A 21,537-nucleotide genomic window follows, 5' to 3' on the forward strand; every position below is an offset into this window, starting at 1 on the left:
TTGGTATCATGCTCTTTAGTTGTTATTTAATTAGAGGGTATTTAAGTTGGGGGTTCCTTTTTTTCTTGAAGTGTGTTGTGCTAGTCAGTATTAATAATTGGGATATTTTTTATATCGTTAATTGTAACAATAGTACTATGTTTTATTTAAAAGCACTTAAATTAGATAAAACCAGTAGTAGTAATTGTTAATGTTTTTCCCTCGATCAAAAGGAAGACATTAGCCAAACATAGTCCCCCAACTACTTTCAGCTACAATAATTGTAAAATTACTTACTACTGGTAAAATTTTATTAGATAGAGTTAATTCTGCTTTATTAGTAATTTGTATTACCTAACTCATCAATATTTATTTACATCATACATTTCTGTACTTGTTAAAATAATGTCTTCATGAATTCAGTTTTGATGTGCTCTACGTTTTGGTAAATGTATATCGAATCAACTATTTTTAGATCAACTATTGGGTAAAAAGTTAAACGTTTATTTGCGATCACAAATTATTCTCTAAAAGTATTTTTGTCTCATTAAAGAATCAATCATGTTTTTAAAATAGGGAATTAATTAAAAGTACAAATATGGATAAGTTTAAAAGAATAGTTCTTGTTTTATACTACTCACTAACTACGCACATTAATAATAAAATTAACGTTGGTTTTATAGCATTTTTATAAAATATTGCCATAGAACTTCTTATCTTTCTTTTTAGGTTAAAGTTATTAATTGCTATGGTTGTTAATGAAACTTTACTATTTTTGTTTATTATCCTAACAAATTTTAAAGTCTCCGCTTATTTTGATTAAAAATAATAATAACAGCATTTTTAAGCTGATAATCTTTTTTCTAAGCATAAATTTTTATGCACAGGAATCTGGGGATATTTATTTAAAATATATAGATTCTGCGAGTAATAGAATAGATAATTACCCAAGAATAGCTGAGCAATTTTTAGATTCTATCCCTAATCCTTTAGAAAAAAATATTAAGGGTAAACTTGCAGATTATTATCATCTTAAAGCAGTTTTAAGTAGTTACTTAAATAGGAGTGCCGAAGTTTATCATTATAATATTCTTGGACTAAAATATGCAGAATTAGAGAAGAATTATAAGTTAGCAGGTACAGCTAGTATAGAGTTGTTCTATAATTTGTATATCGTAAAAAAAGATACTACAGCTCTAAACTATCTTAAAAAAGCAGAAAAATTCTATACAATTGTTAAGGATAAATATGGTTTGATAGATGTGATGCAAATGAAAGCATATACTGAACTGTATAATAACAATTATAAAAAAAGTAACGATTTAATTCTTGCCAAGTTAGATTATTATAAGTCGATAAAAGAGGATTCTTTTTATCAATTATATGCTTTATTTATGCTTATAACTAATTTTGTAGATTTAAATGATGACGCAAATATTAAAAAATATTATACAGATTTTAAAACTTTAGAGAACGATACTACCCTTACAAAATATCTTTATAACATACATGATGTTACCTTAAATATAAGTTTTTCTGATCTATTTTTGAGAAGAAAACAGTTAGATTCTGCTGCTATTTATTTAAAAAAGGTGGATGGTATGCGATCTTATATGAATAATTTTGATAAAGAAAATCAGTTTAAAAACTATATAGCCTATTACGATGAATTAGAGGATACACAAAATAAAAACAATTATATAGATTCCCTTAAAAATCATAATCAGAATTTAATAAGTGAAAATATCGACGCCAGTTTTAATATCAATGAATCTTTTTTAGAAAATTCTAGAATTTTAGAAGTAGAAACCAAGAAAAACTTTTTAAATAGAAATTGGATTGCATTTTTAGTTACTCTTTTAGTAGTAGGTGTTGTTTTTGTTTTTGTAAAATATAAGAGTCTAAAAAGAGTTTTAAAAGATTTTTCTAAACGGAGAAGAGAATATTCTCTAATTGAGAATAATCATGATAAATTAAAGTTGAAAGTTAAAGGCTTAGAAAACTATATCGTAGATTTAAAGAAGGAAATTAAAAGCATTTCTTCAATTACAAATATAGATGACCAAAGAAATAAAATTAAAAGCCTTCATAAAGATATTCATCATAGTTCTTCTGTTCTTTTAGTAAAAGGCGAAGATCATTTAGATTTAATAAATAACCTTAATGCAGAGTTTTTTAATCAAATGTCTATAAAACACCCAGAGTTAAACCCTTCTGAAGTGATTATATGTTACTATCTATTTATGGGCTTTAAAACGAAAGAGATTAGTGTTTTCTTAAACACTTCTGTTAGATCTGTAGAGAGTAAAAGATATCGAATTACAAATAAGTTAGGTATTAAAAAAGAAGATTTTAAATTAGTAGATTATTTAAAAGAAACCTTTAAGGATACCACTTCTTTTTCCTCATAAAATTAAGAGTATTAACATCTAATTAGAATTGGTTTCTCTATTGATAGAAGCTAACTGTATGGAAATAGCTATTATATACTGATCCTTTTTAATTAAATTCTTTAAAATATAATAATATATTGTCAGATTACATCTCTATATCGTATAATTTTGTAGATAATTTATAATAGTAGCGGTTGGGTTACATTCTAAAAAAATAGCCTAGAATTTTATAATGTGTAGGATTACGATTCAGAAAAGAACTTTTATAGTTGGGGTTAATAGAAACTTATATTACCATTAAAAACTTCCTAATAATAAAAAACTCTAAAGATTATTATCTTTAGAGTTTTTTATTAAATCTATACCTCATTTTTTAACTAGAGGCATGGGATGTTTATTATTCAATTACTACTTTCTTATTGATTGCTCCTTTATCTGTGTTCATTTTAACAATGTAAATACCAGTTGGTATTTGTTTTTTGATGTCTAATTGGTAAGTAGATTTTTGTTCGTTAATATTCCAAGTACTTACTTTTTTACCAAGAATATCAAATAACTCTACTTTTTGAATATTCACCTCTTGATTTTTAGAAATTACAATTTTGTTATTGTCGTTATCTGCATAAATATTGGTTTGTCCAGCAAGTAGATCTTCTTCTACACCAAGTACACTGTCTTCTGCCGCTTCAAAAGCCAAAACAAACCTGTCTGTGTATGTACCTGCTTCTAATTGATATGCTGTACTAACATCATTTATTAGCTGTGTTTTACCTGTTAATTTGTCTTTAATGTATACATTTTGATTGATGTTGTTTATTTCATCAATACCAATTGTAATAATACTGTTTTCGCTTACAATAACTTCTAGTGGTACTTCTAGTGCATTCGATATTTCTTGTACTCCAGAAATTACATAACTATTTGTATCATTTGGAAACTTCCAATAGAAATCTGTAGGGTTCACATCATACATTTCAGAGTCATACCCTTTTTCATATTCAAAAGAATTTGCTTGATTAAAAGAAATTCCAATTTGACGATGTAAATTGCTTCCTTCATCATTAGAGTAGCTCATTCCTAATTTTAATATAGATAGGTTGTTATTAACTGCTTTTAAAGTTGTTTTCTGATCGCTTTTTAAGAATATAGATTCACCAGTTCCTTCTGTTTTATATTCTCTTTGACTATTATTAAATTTAATTTGTCCGGTACCAATACCTTCTACAAAGAATCCTTGACCTATTGCAACATAAGGTTCTGGAGATTTGTATAAATTTTCATATTCATTACCACCAGAGTTAGCAACACAAGATATAAGGCCGTCATCATCTTGAAATGTTAAATTATTCATATATAATAAACCTGAATCGTTGGTTCCTGTAAAGGTAATATCACTACCAGCAGGTATACATAATTCAAATGTTATATTACTGTAAAGTAGACCGGTAGAAGGAAAAGTAAACTCTCCTTTATCTACGTTATTAATTTTTATATTAAAGGTTTTAGTCAAGAAAGATGCGTAGTTTATTTTTAAAGATTCTACTCCTCTAGGAATATTTGAAAATTTAATAAAATTTCTATCATTTAAAGAAACGACTGTACCTAAAATATTTAGAATTGATAATTTTTCACCATCTGTATTTGCATCAGGTACATGTTCAGCTTCTAACGTGAAGTCAACAGGACCTGTCTCTCCCGTTTTTACTGCTGTTGCCATACTAACGTTCTGAGCAGCATAACCACCAATATATCCTCCAAAATTATGACCAGCAGTTCCTGAAGCATTCGTTTCTGCTACATGTTGCCAAAAATAAAGTGTTGATATTAAATCGTTATTGTCATCTAAAAATTTTCTTGCATTTAAAGCAGAAGGGAAGGGGTTTCCAATTAAATAAGATTGTCCTTCAGTTATCTGTTTTGTTTTAAACTCACCATCATTAGGGGTACCCACAAATGTATAGTTTTGTTCTCTTCCAGGTCCTTTAAATGTATAACCATCACCTCTATCTATTGTTCCGCTTTTATATTTATGAGACCAATTTGCTCTTCCGTTACTAGCTGGAGCATACGTGTATACCCAGTAATCTGCTAAGGAAATACCCGATTCAGTAAAAGAACCATCATATCCACCAACAAAAGTAATTTCTTTAGGTGTATTTGCTGTTGTACCGTCTCTAAGAACAGATTCTAAAGAATAGGTTGCCTTATTTAAAGTAGTAACCGGAGAACTCATATAATTATAACGGTATTTACTTGGTACTTCTGAGTTTTGATCTACAAACAATCTTCCATCACCAGAAACAGTACTAGCATTTTCATGCGTCTGTATCAATTGAGCAGAAGAACCAGATAAACGAATGTCTCCGTCTAACTCTATATCATTTGTAACTACTAATAATTGATCTGTTACTTTTAACTCATTTGTGTTAAGAACCTTTAATTTTCTAGCACTTAATCGATTATTTTGATGGTTGTAAGACTCATCAACTATAACATAACGAGATCTGTCTGGATAACCATTATCCCAAGTACCACCTGTATTTGTGGTAGTTTCCTTAATTCTATGTAAACCTAACAAAGTGTTAGCTTCAGAATTAGAATTCTCTATTTCTGAGATTAATGGATCTAAAGAGTGTCTTTTTGTACTATTGTCTCCAGTTTCATAACCAGATTGATATGAGTTTATTGCATCATCTATAAAAACTACCCATTCACTAGAATCATAATTTTTATTAGGTGCTGTTACTTCATCTATTCTAACAAATGAAGTTTTGTCGGTAATATCAGAAATTATATCATATCTATTTGCCCATGCATAATTTCCTGTAGCAGAAGAAAGTGTTATAATATCATTTGCTCCGCTGATATCAGTTAATGCGCTGTTTTCTATAATTGTTGCATCACCTAAATTTGTTATTTCAGAAGTTGTATTGTTTTTAAATAGGACAGATTTACCTACTTTTAACTCAGAATCTACCACAACTTCTTCAGTTGGTGTTGCTATTGCTAGTGCATCTACCTGAGCTACTGTTTGATTCTTATACAATTGAATTTTAATGGTGTTAGCAGGAATATCTTCTGAACCGATATTTGTTATTTCAATCCATCTTTCAGTGCCAAATTGATATACTTGCGTAATCATAACGTCTGCAGCTTCTGGTATGTCCCTATAATCTAGGTTACCACTAGTTGGGTTATTTGGATCGAAATTACCATCTGTATCTCCAAAAGAGTTTTCTAAAATAGCTAATGTTGTTACTATGTTATTAGGTGCTATTCCTCCATCATTTACTGTAAATCCGTTATTTAGAATGTCTAGGTTATCATCAAATGCATCATTTAAACCATCACCATCTGTATCTAATAATTTACCGCTTGCATCTGTTGCTAGCTCATTTTGTAAATCTCCATTTTCAGCAATATCAAGTACACCATCATTATCTGAATCTGCATCTAAGTAATCTGGAGTATCCGTTCCATCAGTATTTTCTGGAATAAAGCCAATATTAGCGCTAAATTCATATTGGTCATCTACACCATTATTGTTGTTGTCTATTATTCCGTTGCCTACTCCAGAAGGTTTTTTATAACCACTTGTAGATTGTCCTTCAATATTATCCGGAATACCATCATCATCAGCATCAATATCTATAAAGTTTGGTTTACCATCTGTATCTGCATCTCCTTTTAGGTAAGAGTTTGGTTTCCCATCTGCTGTTGTATTTGTTGCATCTGTATCTGGTCCGGTAATTATCAACGGATCGGTTTGAACATTATCATCAAAACCATCGTTATTAGTATCAGTTGTTAATTTACCGTTGTTGTTAATGTTATCTACTTTACCATCTCTGTTAGCATCTGTACCACCAGCTTCAATAATATCTACAATACCATCGTTGTCTGAATCTAGGTCTATATGATTTGGGATACCATCCTTATCAGAATCTCCTGTAATATAAGAGTCTGGTTTACCATCGTTATTATTATCTGCTCCTGTAACTACTAAGGCATTGTTGCTATTATTGATAGTACCAACTTTTCCATCTACAGCATCATCAAAACCATCGTTATCAGTATCGTTAATTAATGTTCCATTACTGTTGATGTTGTCTACTAAACCGTTTCCGTCTTCATCTACTCCGCCAGCTTCTATTAAATCTGGAATTCCATCATTATCGGCATCTAAGTCTAACATGTCTAATATACCATCTTGGTCTGTATCTCCGTTAGGGTAACTATTAGGTTTACCATTGTTATTTGAATCTGCTCCGGTAACTATTAATGCTTTTGCAACATTATTAGTTCCGTTAACACTTCCATCTACAGCATCATCAAAACCATCGTTATCAACGTCATTTCTTAAAGAACCATCAGAGTTAATAGTATCTACTAATCCATTACCATCAGTATCTATTCCGCCTGCTTCTACTAAATCTGGAATTCCGTCGTTATCAGAATCTAAATCTAAGTAGTTAGGAATACCATCGTTATCTGTATCACCAGTATCATATGTATCTGGCTTACCATCGTTGTTTGCGTCTGTGCTAGCTGTAAGTATTAAAGCGTTATTACTGTTGATAGCACCGTTTACATCACCATCTACATAGTCATTAAAACCATCATTGTCTGTATCGTTAAAGTTGTCTGCAATACCATCTCCATTGGCATCTGTACCACCAGCTTCTACAACATCTGGAATACCATCGTTATCTGAATCTAAATCTTGTGTGTCTTTAATACCATCACCATCTGTATCTGGGTTTGTAATAGCATTACCATCTGTACCACCTGTTACATTAGCGTCGTAACGATCATCTAAACCATCACTATCTGCATCGTTTATTAAAGTACCGTTTGAGTTAATGTCATCTACTTTTCCGTTTCCGTCACCATCAATACCACCAGCTTCTACGATATCTGGGATACCATCATTATCAGAGTCTAAGTCTAGAAAATCTAATACACCGTCTTTGTCTGTATCTCCATTAGGGTAACTATTAGGTTTACCATTACCATCTGTGTCTACTCCTGTAACAATTAATGCATTGTTTTTATTATCTGTACCATTTACATTACCATCTACAGCATCGTCAAAACCATCGTTATCTACATCATTTATTAGCGTACCATTACTTCTAATGTTATCTATTTTTCCATCTCCGTCGGCATCAATACCTCCAGCTTCTGTAATATCAGTAATTCCGTCGTTATCTGAATCTAAATCTAAGTGATTAGGTATACCATCTCGGTCTGTATCTCCTGTTGTATAAGAATCGGGTTTTCCGTCATTATTAGTATCACTTCCGGTAATAACTAGTGCATTGTCTTTATTGTTAGGTGTACCAAGTTGGCCAACATCACCATCAACTAGATCATCAAAACCATCATTATCTACATCATTTTTTAGCGTACCATCTGCATTAATATTGTCTACTTTACCGTCTCCATTAATGTCTGTACCACCAGCTTCTACGATATCTGGAATACCATCGTTGTCTGAGTCTAAATCTCGTGTATCAGAAATACCATCTCCGTCTGAATCTGGGTTTAAAATATTATTTCCATTAGCTCCACCTGTAACATTAGCGTCATAACGATCATCTAAACCGTCTTTGTCTATATCGTTTACAAGAGTTCCATCAGTATTAATATCATCTACTTTTCCATTTCCATCTGTGTCAATACCACCAGCTTCTACGATATCTGGAATACCATCGTTGTCTGAATCTAAATCGAAGTGATTAGGAATACCATCTCCGTCGTTATCATATACATCTGGTATACCATCATTATTAGAGTCTGTGTAATCTGTAGTACTTCCGTCTCCTCCATTACCGTCATCATGGTTGTCTAAATAATTAGGAATACCATCTCCATCTTCATCACCTTCGGCTAAGTTTCCTCCATTTTCAATAGTATCTGGTATACCGTCGTTATCATCATCTAAATCGATGCTGTCTGGAATACCATCATTATCATTATCCTTAATATCTCTATAATCTAAATTACCTGTATTTGGGTTATTAGGGTTGAAGTCATTATCTTCATCTCCAAAAGAGTTTTCTAGGGTAGTTAAGTTTGTTACTTTGTTGTTTGGGCTTACACCATCATTTACTGTAAATCCAGTATTAGGGTTGTCTGTGTTGTCATCAAAAGCATCATCTAAACCATCACCATCAGTATCTTTTCCTGTAAGAACATTTTGTGGGTCTCCATTTTCTGCAATATCAAGAATGGCATCATTGTCTGAATCTGGGTCTAAGTAATCTGGTATTTTATCGCCATCAGTATCTACTGGGATAAAAACGTTACCACCAACTTCATAATTATCATCAATACCATTGTTATTACTATCTGTCATACTAGTGCCAACTCCACTTGGAGTGATATAATCTGCAGTAGTTTGTACTTCTATATTATCTGGAATACCATCATTGTCTGCATCTATGTCTAGATAATCTGGTATGCCATCTCCGTCTGTAGATGTTGGTGTATTACCTGTATCTGCACTTTGTGGAATTCCGTTAGTTGATGGTGTTGTACCAACTACTCCATCTGCCATTCCATCATTGTTGTCATCTTTACCACCAGCTTCTATAACATCTGGAATACCATCGTTATCTGAGTCTAAATCTAAACGATTAGGGATCCCATCTCCATCTGAATCTGTATTACATAATTGTCTTACTAGAATATCATCAATAGCTAAATCGTTTCCATATTCTGCTTTCGTGTTGTTTCTAATAACAACGGTTATATTGCTGTTATTTAATGTAGTTAAAGGTGCTTTTGTACCATAATATTTCCATGCATCTTTACTGCCTGCTTCTTCTCTAACAATGTTTCCTGTATTTACAGGAGGACCTAAAAGTACTCCGTTTTGCCAAAGTTCTATTTGTATGTTAGGTAAAACTCTAAGAGGATCATTATTAATGGTATTATCAACATCTAAATTTAAGACCCAAAAAGATACATCTAAAAGTGCACCAGCTGTAATACCTGAAATTGTTTTCTGATAAATAACATCAAGTGTTTTACCTGCATTTACCATTAACATATTGTCGTTTGTAGGTGTTAAGCTACCACTTGTGTGATCACCTACAGTTTGCCATTTATCATCTGCCCAACTTGCAGAGTTAGGGATGTTATTAAATACTGCGTAAAGGTCATCCTGTAAATCACGACTAGTATTATTACCACGTGGATTTCTTAATTCTAAATAGTTATAATTTGTAGACGCTCCTCCAGATAAACGAGTACTTATATTGTTTCCTATTCCAAAATCTTCATTAAGTAAAGGAGTTCCATAGATATCACAAGTGTCTTCATCAACATCTAAAATACCATCGTTATCGTCATCTAAATCACAAATATCACTAATACCATCTCCATCTGTATCTAAGTTACCAGAAGAAGCTGCATCACAACGATTCCCTACGGTTATATCATCATTTGTAGAGTCTCCAGAATCATAATTTGTAATAACTGTATCATTTGGACTTGTAACAGTAGCTGTTACTCCGTTTTGATAGGTTCCTAAATTTTGGTTTTCAGGTACTGCTATATCAAAGGTAATGGTTACACTTCCTTTACCATCAATATCAAAAGTACCCCAATTTAGTGTAGTGTCTCCTACTTGTGGTTTTGTTGTAGCAGTTTGTCTAGCATTGTTTAACACAACATTGGCTCCAGATACATAGGTAAAACCTGTGGGTAGAATATCTTTAGCTTTTATGCCTTTTAAATCTACATTAGTCGCATTTGTTAAAGTTATTTCGTAGGTACCGTTTTCACCAATATTAACATTAGGAGTGGTTGTTTTTTTAGTTACAACTAGACCTCCTGTTGGTATTTTTAATACAATTAAATCGAATAATATTAGGTCTCCGTTTGAACCAGCAGTTAACTCTAAGCTGGTTGAATTAGGAGTGAAGTTACTATTTACAACATCAATATCCCAAGCTCCATAAGGACTGCCATTTGTTGCATTATTACCTGGAGCAGGGTTAGATAAACCTGCTGAATTTGCCCAATCTGAAGGGAAATCATTAAATGAATTATCAGAAACTTTTAGGTATTCTCCATCAATAGCTCCGTCTCCTTGCAAAGATGCTACAGAGATGCTACCGGCTACGTTACCAGAGTAAACTTTATACTCAGAAACAGGTATTTTTATTTCTTGAATATCATTTCTAAGACCAACAAAACCTTTTAAACCATCGTATACATATACCTGATTGATACCACTCTCGTCTGTTGGCGATTTATAAACCACCAACATTTGCCATGCTCTTACATTTTCTTGAGAATAAGCACAGGCTTCTCTTAGGGCTCTATAGTCATTTGTTAATTGTACATCTGCGGTATAGGTTCCGGCAGGGTTTGGTTGTGCTAAGACCTCTGCTGTGATATCTGCTAAATATCCTTCGTACTTTGGGTTATAGGTACTAAAAGGAACCGTTTCTCTATATCCTTTATCTTTATTGATGGTTTTTGTAGTACCATTAGGAAAAGTAATAGGAATAGATGTTTTTAAAGGAGCATAATTTGTTATACCAGTTTTATCGTGTTTTACAAGTGCAAACCATTGTACGTATACTGCTTGTATTACAGCATCTGCTGGTAAAACTAAGTTAGCGCTTGTAGGGGCACCATCACTTTTAGAACATTGAGATGTTACACCACTATTTCTATTATATTTAATTTCACTATTACCTATTTGTTTATAGGTAAGGTTTGCACCAGAGTATTTCTTGTAAAAACTAATGTTATCATTGGTGTCGGCACCGGGGCCTTGCGCACTTACAGAAAAGGAAGTGTAAAATAATAATAGCGTTAGTACTGTTAAGCTTTTTAAGCTGTTCTTTAATAGGTATTGAATTTCCCCAAACTCACATACCTGAAAAGTAGTTTTTTTCATGGTGTTTTTGATTTAATTGTTCTTTGGGGGAGTTGTTAAAATCTTAAAATACGTTGGGGGAATACTATAAAATCTGCTTAGGGGCGCAGTTAAGGGGAGAGCAAAATTAATACTAAGTTCACATATGTACAAATAAATCGAAAGAATTATTTAAAATGTACAACACTAATTCTCTCTTTTTATATTTTAGAATTACATGAACGTAATATGTAGAGAAGAGCTATTATATGTCTACAAATAAGGTTTTAGCTACTTTAGATATTCATATAATAATCGTTGTTACAATGTGGAATAAATAACTAGACAACAATTCGGTTTTATTAGTAAGTATCTAAAAATTGTTGAGAAAATAGTGAAGAATGGTTTTAAAGAGTATATGAATGAGCTAGGTAGGAGTTTTTTTGTCCAAAAAGAGAAGCTTCAATTGAAATACATAGTAGAAGAATAGCTTAACATTTAGAATACTGTTTATAATCTCTTTTTAGTTGAAGAAATTCATAATGATTGCTTTATATTTTATGTAATTTTTAATGATTAATCATTTTTTTTATAAAAAATGCTATTTAGTTTGTTTGTTTCAAATTTATCTTTAGATTTGTCAGTATAAACAAAGAGAATACAAATGTTAAATAATTATTTTACTCGTTTCTATTTTTACTTTTACTTTTTTAGTAAGAGAGGAGACTTTGTATCATGTTTTTAAGTAACATTCATATCATATAAAGTCTCGAATTCCATTCGAGGCTTTTTTTTTGACATTATTTGTAATAAAATGAATAAAATTATTGCCATACAAGGAGCTGAAGGCTCAAACCATCATAAAGTTGCACGCAACTTTTATGGAACCACTATACAATTAAAAGAATGCATGTCTTTTGATGAGTTGGTAGCCAGTTTGCTAGACAATACCGCAGATTTGGGTATTATGGCTTTAGAGAACACCATTGCGGGGTCTATAATTCCTAATTATGCATTAATTGATAATAATAATTTACACATAATAGATGAAGAATATTTGAATATTCATCATCATTTAATGGCTCTAAAAGGTCAGGGAATAGAAGATATTAAAGAAGTTTGGTCGCATCCAATGGCATTGTTACAATGTAAGGAGTTTTTTAAAAAATATCCACATATAAAGCTAGTGGAAGATGTTGACACTGCTGAGGTTGCCAAAAGAATTTCGAAAGAAAATTTAGTAGGTATTGCTGCAATTGCTCCAAAAATTGCTGCAGAAATATTTAGTTTAGAAATTCTTGAAGATGAACTTCAAACCATAAAAGATAATTCTACACGTTTTGTAATTGTAAAAACTACTAAACCAGAAGTTAATAAAGAAGTTAATAAAGCTTCTTTAAAATTTCAGCTAAACCATAAAAGAGGAAGTCTTGCAGCAATTTTAAATGTATTGAGTGATTGCAAAATGAACTTAACCAAAATACAGTCTTTACCAGTAATAGAAACTCCATGGAAATATTCATTTTTTGTAGATGTTACTTTTGAAGAATATAGTGAGTATGAAAAAGCAAAAGCGATTATAGAAATAATGGCAGAAGAATTCAAAATTTTAGGAGTTTATAAAAACGGTAGAAAATAGTATAGTTATGATACAACCAGCTAAAAGATTAGATACAGTGCAAGAATACTACTTCTCTAAAAAATTAAGAGAAGTTAGAGGTTTAGCAGCTGCAGGAAAACCAATTATCAATATGGGAATTGGATCTCCAGATTTGCAACCACCAACAGAAGTTTTAGAAGCAATTCAAAATAGCCTAGGTGATGCAAGTGCACATAAGTATCAATCCTATCAGGGCTTACCGGAATTAAGAAATGCAATTTCAACTTTTTATAAAAACAAGTTTTCGGTAGATTTAAATCCAGAAAACGAGATTTTACCATTGATGGGAAGTAAAGAAGGAATTATGCATATTTCTATGGCTTTTTTAAACGAAGGCGATAAAGTATTAATTCCGAATCCTGGATATCCAACTTATACTTCTGTAACTAAGTTAGTAGGAGCAGAACCTTTGTTTTATAATTTAAGTGATGCTACTAATTGGCAACCAGATTTTGAAGCTTTAGAAGCACAAGATTTAAGTGATGTAAAAATTATGTGGGTCAATTATCCGCACATGCCAACAGGAACAAATGCAACATTAGAAACGTTTGAAAAACTAGTAGCTTTTGGTAAAAAGCACCGTATTTTAATCATTAATGACAATCCATATAGTTTTATTTTAAACGATAATCCTATCAGTATTTTACAAGTAGAAGGCGCAAAAGACATTGCTTTAGAGTTAAACTCTTTAAGTAAGACTTTTAACATGGCAGGTTGGCGCGTTGGTATGTTGTTAGGAAACGCAACGTACATCAACGAAGTTTTAAAAGTGAAATCGAATATGGATTCTGGTATGTTTTACGGAATTCAAAAAGGAGCTATAGAAGCCTTACAATTATCTGATGATTGGTTTTTAGCACAAAATAAAATTTACGAAGAACGTAGAAGTTTAATTTGGCAATTAGCAGATAAGTTAGATGCAGTTTATAGTAAAAATTCAACAGGATTGTTTGTTTGGGCAAAAATACCTGAAGGAAAAAAATCTGAAGAAGTTACAGATGCAGTTTTATATGATCATGATATTTTTATTACTCCAGGAACCATTTTTGGCTCTCAAGGAGAGGGATATATTCGTTTTTCATTATGTGTAACAACAGATATAATTAAAGAAGCAATTAGCAGGTTTGATAAATAAGTTTGTAGTTTTTTAGTAGCAGTTTGCAGTTAGTTTGTTTACTAAAAAGAGACTTTATCGAATTAAAAATTAAAGTGTGTCATTCCGAATGAGGAACAAAGACGAATCTCACTTAAAGAGAAAACAAAATGAAAAATATATACATGATTGGTATTGGTTTAATAGGCGGTAGTTTTGCTATCGATATTAAAAATAACAATCCGGATGTTGTAATTCACGGAATCGATACGAATGAAAGCCATTTAGATGAAGCGCTAAAATTAGGTGTAATTCAAAAGAAAGCAACTTTAGACGATATAGAAAATGCAGACTTGGTAATTATATCAATTCCAGTAGATGCAACTGCAAAATTATTGCCGACAATATTAGATAAAATTTCTGATGATGGTTTGGTTGTAGATGCAGGGTCTACAAAAGAAGCAATTTGTAAAGTGGTTGAACATCATCCTAAAAGAAGAAATTATTTAGCAGCGCATCCAATTGCAGGAACAGAAAATTCTGGGCCAAAAGCAGCTGTATCCGGCTTATACGTTGGAAAAACAAATATTATCTGCGAAGTAGAAAAGACAACTTTTAAGCTTCAAGAAAAAGCTTTAAAGCTTTTTATAGACATTGGAATGCGTATTCGGTACATGGACCCAGTTTCTCATGACAAGCATATTGCGTATGTTTCGCACTTATCTCACATAAGCGCATTTATGTTAGGTAAAACGGTCATTGATAAAGAAAGAAATGAACGCGATATTTTTGATATGGCAGGTTCAGGATTTAGATCTACAGTACGTTTGGCAAAAAGTTCGCCAGCAATGTGGACTCCAATTTTTGAACAAAATAAAGAAAACGTAATAGAAACATTAGAAGAGTACATCAATAATTTACAACATTTTAAAGAGTTGATGCAAAAAGATAGGTTCTCTGAAATTTTTAACGAAATGGAGAATACAAATCACATAAAACAAATTTTAAACGGCATAAAATAATAAGCCAAAACAAGTAGAAAAATGGAGAATACAAAAGAATTGAGAACATGGTTGGACGATATGAAATTAAATCATCCACTAGTAATAGCAGGGCCTTGTAGTGCAGAAACCGAAGAACAGGTTTTAAAGATTGCACACGAACTAAAAGATTCTGATGTAAGCTATTTTAGAGCAGGAATATGGAAACCAAGAACAAGACCAGGAATGTTTGAAGGTGTTGGAGAAATTGGTTTACACTGGTTAAAAAAAGTAAAAGAAGAAACAGGTATGAAAACCTGTACAGAAGTTGCAAATGCAGCCCACGTAAAGTTAGCTTTAGAACACGATGTAGATTTATTATGGATTGGTGCACGTTCTACTGTATCACCTTTTATCATGCAAGAAATTGCAGATGCATTAGCAGGTACAGATAAAATTGTATTGGTTAAAAATCCAGTAAATCCAGATTTAGCTTTATGGTTAGGTGGTATCGAAAGATTATATACTGCAGGAATCAAAAATTTAGGAGCAATTCACAGAGGTTTTTCAACGTATGAAAAATCTAAATATAGAAATAATCCAGAATGGCAATTAGCTATCGAGTTTCAAAATAAGTTTCCAGATTTACCATTAATCAACGATCCATCTCATATCACAGGAAAGAGAGACATGATTTTTGATGTTTGTCAGACTGCTTTAGATTTAAACTTTGATGGTTTAATGATTGAGACTCATTACGACCCAGAAAATGCTTGGTCTGATGCTGCACAACAAGTTACGCCGGATGCTTTAAAGCAAATAATGGTAGACTTAAAAGTGAAGAAAGAAACTGAGACTGCAGTTAGTTACAGAGAACCTTTAGAAAATTTAAGAGCTCAAATTAACGTGGTAGATGATCAATTAATCGATTTATTAGGTAAAAGAATGCAAGTTGCCGATAAAATTGGTCAATTAAAGAAAGATCAAAACGTAGCTGTTTTACAATCACGTCGTTGGAACGAGATTTTAGGAAACATGGTTATGGAAGGTAGTAGCAAAGGTTTAAGTGAAGAGTTTGTTTTAAAAATGTTTAAAGCAATTCATCAAGAATCTATCGTTCACCAAGAAAAAATTATCAACGGATAATCTTTAAGCATAAATATTTATTTAAATACCTTCAAGTTTTATAATTTGAAGGTATTTTTTTTGGGCGTTACCACACAAAAAAGTGTGGTCAGGCTTTCGCACTCGCTTTTTTTGTTGAAAAAACAAAAAAGAGCTCAAACAATTGCTCAATCCTTAACGCATGGTGAATCCCAAAGAAGGACAAAAAACATCTCAAAACAATAAGAAGTCCAATAATTATATTACAGAAAACTTGTCATCAAAAATTTGTCATTTCGACGATAGGAGAAATCCTATAACATTGATAAGTCAAACTCAACCAAACTTTTTGTGATTTCTCCCAAAAGGTCGAAATAGCAAACAACTTACTTTAGTTCGGTAAAACAGCATGTGTTTAACAAAAAAAAACCGCCAATTGGCGGTCTTTCATATAAATAATGATATTCAATTATTTTGTATACGGAATTCTTCTAGATACTTTTCTCATTAAAATATTAATTAGATCTTGAGCATCAGAACCAAGAGATCCTTTAATTTTTTTATGATAATTAACTACTAATTCATCATCAATAGTACTTGTGAAATCCATATTCATAGTTGCGGTATTGGTTGCAAACATTCCACCTGTTAAAACAGCGAGTCCAATTGCAGCTCCATTAGACATTGGTTTAGAAGTTTCGTAAGTTCCAGAAATAACTGCTTCTACACCTAAGATTTCGCCTAATTCACTAGGTAAATATTCATCATAAGAATGAATATCTATTCCTTTCTTTTTCAATAAAGCATTCGTTCTTGTTGGGTTCTGAACAGAAACCAATAAAGTTCCTCTTTTTTTTCTAGTTAAAAACCAAGAATACATCGCTTTTTGTATGTCTAAAGCTTCACTTTTTCCCATTTCAATTATTTGTTCAGAAGTAAAATCTTTTAATTGTTTTGGTCTTAACTTAACCTGAACATTTAAAGGTAGAATAGCTATTGTTTTTGTGTTTTCTACATAAGTTTCAGCATCATCATGTACATATAATTTTGTTTGAGCATTTGTTGTTGTTATGCAAATTACAAGTGCAAATAGTGAGATAATTTTTTTCATAAATAAGTTTTGGTTAAAAAAAAACGAATATAGGGGTAACTTTAACAATTATTTTAAGATTTAATTTATTTTTTAACTTGATTAATGAAATAACTATTGAATTTGTTACTATTTTTCTTAATTCAATATTAATTCAGCATCTTTGTAGTAATGAAAGGAATCGTATATAAATCTACTGGAAGTTGGTATCATGTGAAAGCTGATAACGGAGAATTTTACAAATGTAGAATTAAAGGAAAATTTAGAATAAAAGACATCAAAAGCACCAATCCAATTGCGGTTGGTGATAAAGTTGTGTTCGATTTAGAGAAAAAGAATGATGAAGAAACAGGTGTCATCAAAAAGATTTTAGATAGAGATAATTTTATTGTTAGAAAATCTGTAAATCTTTCTAAACAGACCCACATTATTGCTTCTAATATAGACCAAGTTTTCTTATTGATTACTATTAATAATCCGCCTACATTTGCCACATTTATAGATCGATTTTTAGTAGCAACCAGAGCTTATAGAATAGATACTATTTTGGTTTTTAATAAAATAGACTCTTATCAACTAGAGGAACGAGCAGAAATTTTATACTTAAAGGATATTTACGAAGCTATTGGTTATCGTTGTGTAGAAGTTTCATCTACGCAAAATAAAAATGTAGATACCATTAAAGAAATAATGACAGGTAAAACATCTATGTTTGTTGGTCATTCTGGTGTTGGTAAATCTACTTTGGTAAATGCTATTGAACCTTCTTTAAACCTAAAAACAAAAGAAATTTCAGATCAACATAATCAAGGGAAACACACTACTACTTTTGCAGAAATGTTCGATTTAAGTTTCGATGCAAGAATTATAGATACACCCGGTATTAAAGGATTTGGAGTTGTAGATATTGATAAATACGAATTAGGAGATTATTTTCCTGAGTTTTTTGCTTTAAAACAAGATTGTAAATTCAATAATTGTATTCACACTAAAGAACCACAATGTGCAGTAAAAGAGGCGTTAGAAGAAGAGCGTGTTTCTTGGTCTCGTTATAAAAGTTACCTTCAAATTTTAAGTGGAGATGAAGAGAAAGAACATTTTAGAACAGATGTTTGGAATGAAGAAGATAATGAGGAGTAAACTTTTATGAAAATTGTAATTCAAAGAGTATCGGAAGCTAGTGTAACGATCGATAATGCTAAAGTTGCAGAAATTAAAATGGGACTTTTAGTATTATTAGGTATTGTTGATGATGATACAGAAGAAGATATTAATTTCTTGGTTAGAAAAACAGCCAATCTTCGTGTTTTTAATGATGAAAATCAGGTGATGAACAAATCACTCATACACATTGATGGTGAAGTAATTGTTGTAAGTCAGTTTACTCTACAGGCATCCACCAAAAAAGGAAATAGACCCAGTTATATTGAAGCAGCAAGACCAGAAATAGCCATTCCGTTGTATGAGAATTTTGTAGCAACCTTAGAAAACGAACTCGGTAAAAAAGTACAAACAGGTCAGTTTGGTGCAGATATGAAAGTAGCTTTGATAAACGATGGTCCGGTTACAATTATTATAGATTCTAAAAATAAAGAGTAGTTTTTTAAAATGTTAATTTATCATAAAAACTACAATAATATTTTCCAAGGGAAATAAATAACATATATTTGCAATAGAATTCATATTAACAAAAAAATAAAAAAATGAAAAGAATAATTTTATCATTAGTATTAGTAGCATCAGTTTTAACTGCATGTAAAGGAGAAAAAAAAGAAAAAGTAGAAGCTAAAGAAGCTGTAAAAGTTGAGGTTAATGTTGCTGAACTAAATAATGTTGATACTTCTGTTTCAGTTTTAAATTGGAAAGGAACAAAACCAGGAGGAGCCCATAATGGAACTGTAGCTTTAAAAAGTGGAGGTTTATTAGTAGAAGATGGTAAACTTATTAATGGTGAGTTTGTAATTGACATGACTACTATTGTAAATTTAGATATTCCTGCAGATAAAGAAGGAAATGCAAAATTAGTAGGGCATTTAAGTAATGAAGACTTTTTTGAAGTAGATGCTTATCCTATTTCAAAATTTGTTATTACCAATGTAGAAGAGGTGGAAGGAAAATTAGCAGTTACGGGAAATTTACAAATTAAAGATGTAACAAAAAGTATAACAATACCTGCAACTATCTCTACAGAAAATGGAGTTACAGTATTTACAAGTGAATCTTTTAATGTAGATAGATCAGATTTTAATGTAAAATATGGTTCTAAAAAATTCTTTGAGGGATTAAAAGATAAATTTATAGATGATATTATGACTTTCTCTTTTGTTGTAAAAACGAAAGCGTAAATTAGATTAATTCAAATTCAATTTTAGAGGCTAAAAACGTATGTTTTTAGCCTCTTTTCTTTTTAATTTTTTTAACTTTGGACTGCTATCCCTATAATTGTATGAAAAAGTTTATTTCCCTGTGCCTATTTATTTCCTTGTTTTCAATAACTTCTACTTTTAGTCAAAAAGAAAATTACGCTTTCTTGTTAATTCCCAGTTCGTTAACAGAAGATGCAAATGCAGTTATTAGAGACAATTCTATAGAAATTACTATTGAGGAAGTAGATGAAATGACGGTGTTTAAAAAAGAAGTAATTACAGTTTTAAATAAATTAGGAGACAACTATGTTAGCATGTCTGCTCATTATGATGATGATACAAAAATAACGGAACTTTCCGCTACTATTTATGATGCTTTTGGTCGTGAGATTAAAAAGTATAAAGAAAGAGATTTTTTAGACGTAAGTGCAGTAAGTGGAGGAACTTTGTACTCCGATTCTAGAGTAAAATATATAGATCATACGCCAGTTTCTTATCCGTACACGGTCGTTTTTGAATCTGAATATAAAACATCATCCACAGGTTTTATTCCCAGTTGGTTTCCCGTAGAAAGTTATTTTTTATCCATAGAAAAAAGCAGCTACAAACTTTTAAACCCAAAGAAATTTACGGTTAGAACAAAAGAAAAAAACTTTAATTCTTATTCTATAGAAAATACCTCTACTGAGTTTAATCTAAACTATGCAATAAGCAATCAAAAAGTGGTTAAGTATGAAAATAATGCGCCTCTGTCTATAGATATTATGCCTTATTTAATGGTTGGGATAAATCAATTTTCCTTAAAAAAAATAGTAGGAGAAGCTACTAATTGGAGTGAGTTTGGTAAGTGGCGTTATGACTATTTAAAAAATGGAAAAGACGAACTGTCTGAGGATATAAAAGCAAAGGTTAGAATATTGGTAGAAGGTGTAACAGACCCAATAGAAAAAGCTAAAATTGTCTATGCTTTTATGCAAAATAAAACACGTTATATAAGTGTGCAAGAAGGAGTAGGAGGTTGGATGCCAATACCTGCTAATGAGGTGGATAAAGTGGGCTATGGAGATTGTAAAGGATTAACCAATTATACCAAAACACTATTAGACGCTGTTGGCGTAAAATCTCATTATGCAGTAATTTGGGCAGGAGCAGAACAGCGAGATGTAGAAAAAGATTTTTTTGGAATGCAAGGAAATCATGTTATTTTAAATATTCCAAATAATGGTAATGACATTTGGTTAGAATGTACAAGTCAGACAATTCCGTTTGGGTTTTTAGGAGATTTTACAGATGACAGAAATGTGTTGGTAATGACGCCAGAGGGTGGTATTGTTAAACGTACACCGGCTTATAAAGACGAAACAAACCTTCAGGAAATAAAAGCAAATATTCAGCTAGAAAAAAACGGAAATTTATCTGCTAGTTTAAAAAGAGTTTCTAATGGAATTCAATATGATGATAAATCATATTATGAAAAACTTTCAGAAGAAGAACTTATTAAGAATTACAAATCTAACGTTTGGGAGTATAATAATAACTTAGAAATTACAGCAGTAGATTTATTAAATGATAAAGAAGAAGTCGTTTTTAAAGAAGATTTAAAAATGACTATTAAAAGCTATGCTTCCGTAAATGAACAAGAATATTTATTTAGGGTAAATGTTTTTAACAAAAATGGTTTTGTACCTAAAAGATATAGAAGTAGAAAATTGCCTTTAAAAATTTCTAGAGGTTATAAAGATGATACAACATATAAATTTAAACTTCCGGAAGGATACGTTTTGAGTACTTTACCATCAGAAAAAGTACTATCTACAAAATTTGGAACCTACAAAATTACTTTTACTAAAATAGATGATACCACTTTTAATTATCATAAAACAATGGTTATTAAGTATGGAGTTTATGCTAAAGAAGACTATAATAATTATCGAAACTTTAGAAGAAGTATTGTGAAATATGAAAATTTAAGAATTGCTATAACCCCAAAATAA

At 31.2% G+C, this 21,537-nt stretch carries 11 protein-coding genes; 9 read left to right on the forward strand and 2 right to left on the reverse strand.

Annotation, left to right across the window (positions count from 1 at the left end; genetic code table 11):
* Positions 1–794: 794 nt before the first annotated feature.
* Entirely contained in the window at positions 795–2,390 is a 1,596-nt protein-coding gene (locus tag H0I27_RS03290; protein ID WP_218732485.1) for a hypothetical protein, read from the forward strand.
* Positions 2,391–2,769: 379 nt separating this feature from the next.
* Here the strand turns inward: H0I27_RS03290 and H0I27_RS03295 are convergent, their stop codons facing one another.
* A complete protein-coding gene (locus H0I27_RS03295) occupies positions 2,770–11,292 on the reverse strand; it encodes a T9SS type A sorting domain-containing protein (RefSeq protein WP_218732486.1) in 8,523 nt (2,840 codons plus the stop codon).
* Positions 11,293–12,064: 772 nt separating this feature from the next.
* Between H0I27_RS03295 and H0I27_RS03300 the strand changes: the two genes are divergently transcribed.
* The 4 genes from H0I27_RS03300 (at position 12,065) to H0I27_RS03315 (ending at position 16,129) form a co-directional block, all read left to right on the forward strand.
* Entirely contained in the window at positions 12,065–12,889 is an 825-nt protein-coding gene (locus tag H0I27_RS03300) for a prephenate dehydratase (RefSeq protein WP_218732487.1), read from the forward strand.
* Between the two features lie 7 nt (positions 12,890–12,896).
* The gene (locus H0I27_RS03305; protein ID WP_218732488.1) at positions 12,897–14,045 is read left to right on the forward strand and encodes a pyridoxal phosphate-dependent aminotransferase; all 1,149 of its coding nucleotides are present in this window, start codon (positions 12,897–12,899) and stop codon (positions 14,043–14,045) included.
* A 128-nt stretch (positions 14,046–14,173) separates the two neighbouring features.
* The gene (locus H0I27_RS03310; RefSeq protein ID WP_218732489.1) at positions 14,174–15,025 is read left to right on the forward strand and encodes a prephenate dehydrogenase; all 852 of its coding nucleotides are present in this window, start codon (positions 14,174–14,176) and stop codon (positions 15,023–15,025) included.
* A 21-nt stretch (positions 15,026–15,046) separates the two neighbouring features.
* Positions 15,047–16,129: a bifunctional 3-deoxy-7-phosphoheptulonate synthase/chorismate mutase type II gene (locus H0I27_RS03315; RefSeq protein WP_218732490.1), complete on the forward strand. Its 1,083-nt coding sequence runs from the start codon at positions 15,047–15,049 to the stop codon at positions 16,127–16,129.
* A 427-nt stretch (positions 16,130–16,556) separates the two neighbouring features.
* Here H0I27_RS03315 and H0I27_RS03320 read toward each other — a convergent pair whose 3' ends face one another.
* On the reverse strand, positions 16,557–17,198 hold the full coding sequence (locus tag H0I27_RS03320; RefSeq protein ID WP_218732491.1) for a hypothetical protein: 642 nt from the start codon (positions 17,196–17,198) through the stop codon (positions 16,557–16,559).
* A gap of 150 nt (positions 17,199–17,348) precedes the next feature.
* On the opposite strand from H0I27_RS03320, the gene rsgA reads away from it, so the two are divergent.
* From rsgA to H0I27_RS03340, 4 genes are all read left to right on the forward strand, one after another.
* The gene (gene rsgA / locus H0I27_RS03325; RefSeq protein ID WP_218732492.1) at positions 17,349–18,317 is read left to right on the forward strand and encodes a ribosome small subunit-dependent GTPase A; all 969 of its coding nucleotides are present in this window, start codon (positions 17,349–17,351) and stop codon (positions 18,315–18,317) included.
* 6 nt (positions 18,318–18,323) lie between these two features.
* The gene (gene dtd, locus H0I27_RS03330; protein ID WP_218732493.1) at positions 18,324–18,776 is read left to right on the forward strand and encodes a D-aminoacyl-tRNA deacylase; all 453 of its coding nucleotides are present in this window, start codon (positions 18,324–18,326) and stop codon (positions 18,774–18,776) included.
* 104 nt (positions 18,777–18,880) lie between these two features.
* Positions 18,881–19,522 (forward strand): YceI family protein, encoded by a 642-nt coding sequence (locus tag H0I27_RS03335; RefSeq protein ID WP_218732494.1) that lies wholly within the window; start codon positions 18,881–18,883, stop codon positions 19,520–19,522.
* A 185-nt stretch (positions 19,523–19,707) separates the two neighbouring features.
* A complete protein-coding gene (locus H0I27_RS03340) occupies positions 19,708–21,537 on the forward strand; it encodes a DUF3857 domain-containing protein (protein WP_254713136.1) in 1,830 nt (609 codons plus the stop codon).

The organism is Polaribacter sp. HaHaR_3_91 (assembly GCF_019278525.1).
Taxonomy (GTDB): Bacteria; Bacteroidota; Bacteroidia; order Flavobacteriales; family Flavobacteriaceae; genus Polaribacter.

Coding starts and splice junctions, on each gene's coding strand:
- H0I27_RS03300 (WP_218732487.1), top strand. CDS start 12,065: ATGAATAAAATTATTGCCATACAAGGAGCTGAAGGCTCAAACCATCAT.
- H0I27_RS03335 (WP_218732494.1), top strand. CDS start 18,881: ATGAAAAGAATAATTTTATCATTAGTATTAGTAGCATCAGTTTTAACT.
- H0I27_RS03305 (WP_218732488.1), top strand. CDS start 12,897: ATGATACAACCAGCTAAAAGATTAGATACAGTGCAAGAATACTACTTC.
- H0I27_RS03315 (WP_218732490.1), top strand. CDS start 15,047: ATGGAGAATACAAAAGAATTGAGAACATGGTTGGACGATATGAAATTA.
- H0I27_RS03295 (WP_218732486.1), bottom strand. CDS start 11,292: ATGAAAAAAACTACTTTTCAGGTATGTGAGTTTGGGGAAATTCAATAC.
- dtd (WP_218732493.1), top strand. CDS start 18,324: ATGAAAATTGTAATTCAAAGAGTATCGGAAGCTAGTGTAACGATCGAT.
- rsgA (WP_218732492.1), top strand. CDS start 17,349: ATGAAAGGAATCGTATATAAATCTACTGGAAGTTGGTATCATGTGAAA.
- H0I27_RS03310 (WP_218732489.1), top strand. CDS start 14,174: ATGAAAAATATATACATGATTGGTATTGGTTTAATAGGCGGTAGTTTT.
- H0I27_RS03320 (WP_218732491.1), bottom strand. CDS start 17,198: ATGAAAAAAATTATCTCACTATTTGCACTTGTAATTTGCATAACAACA.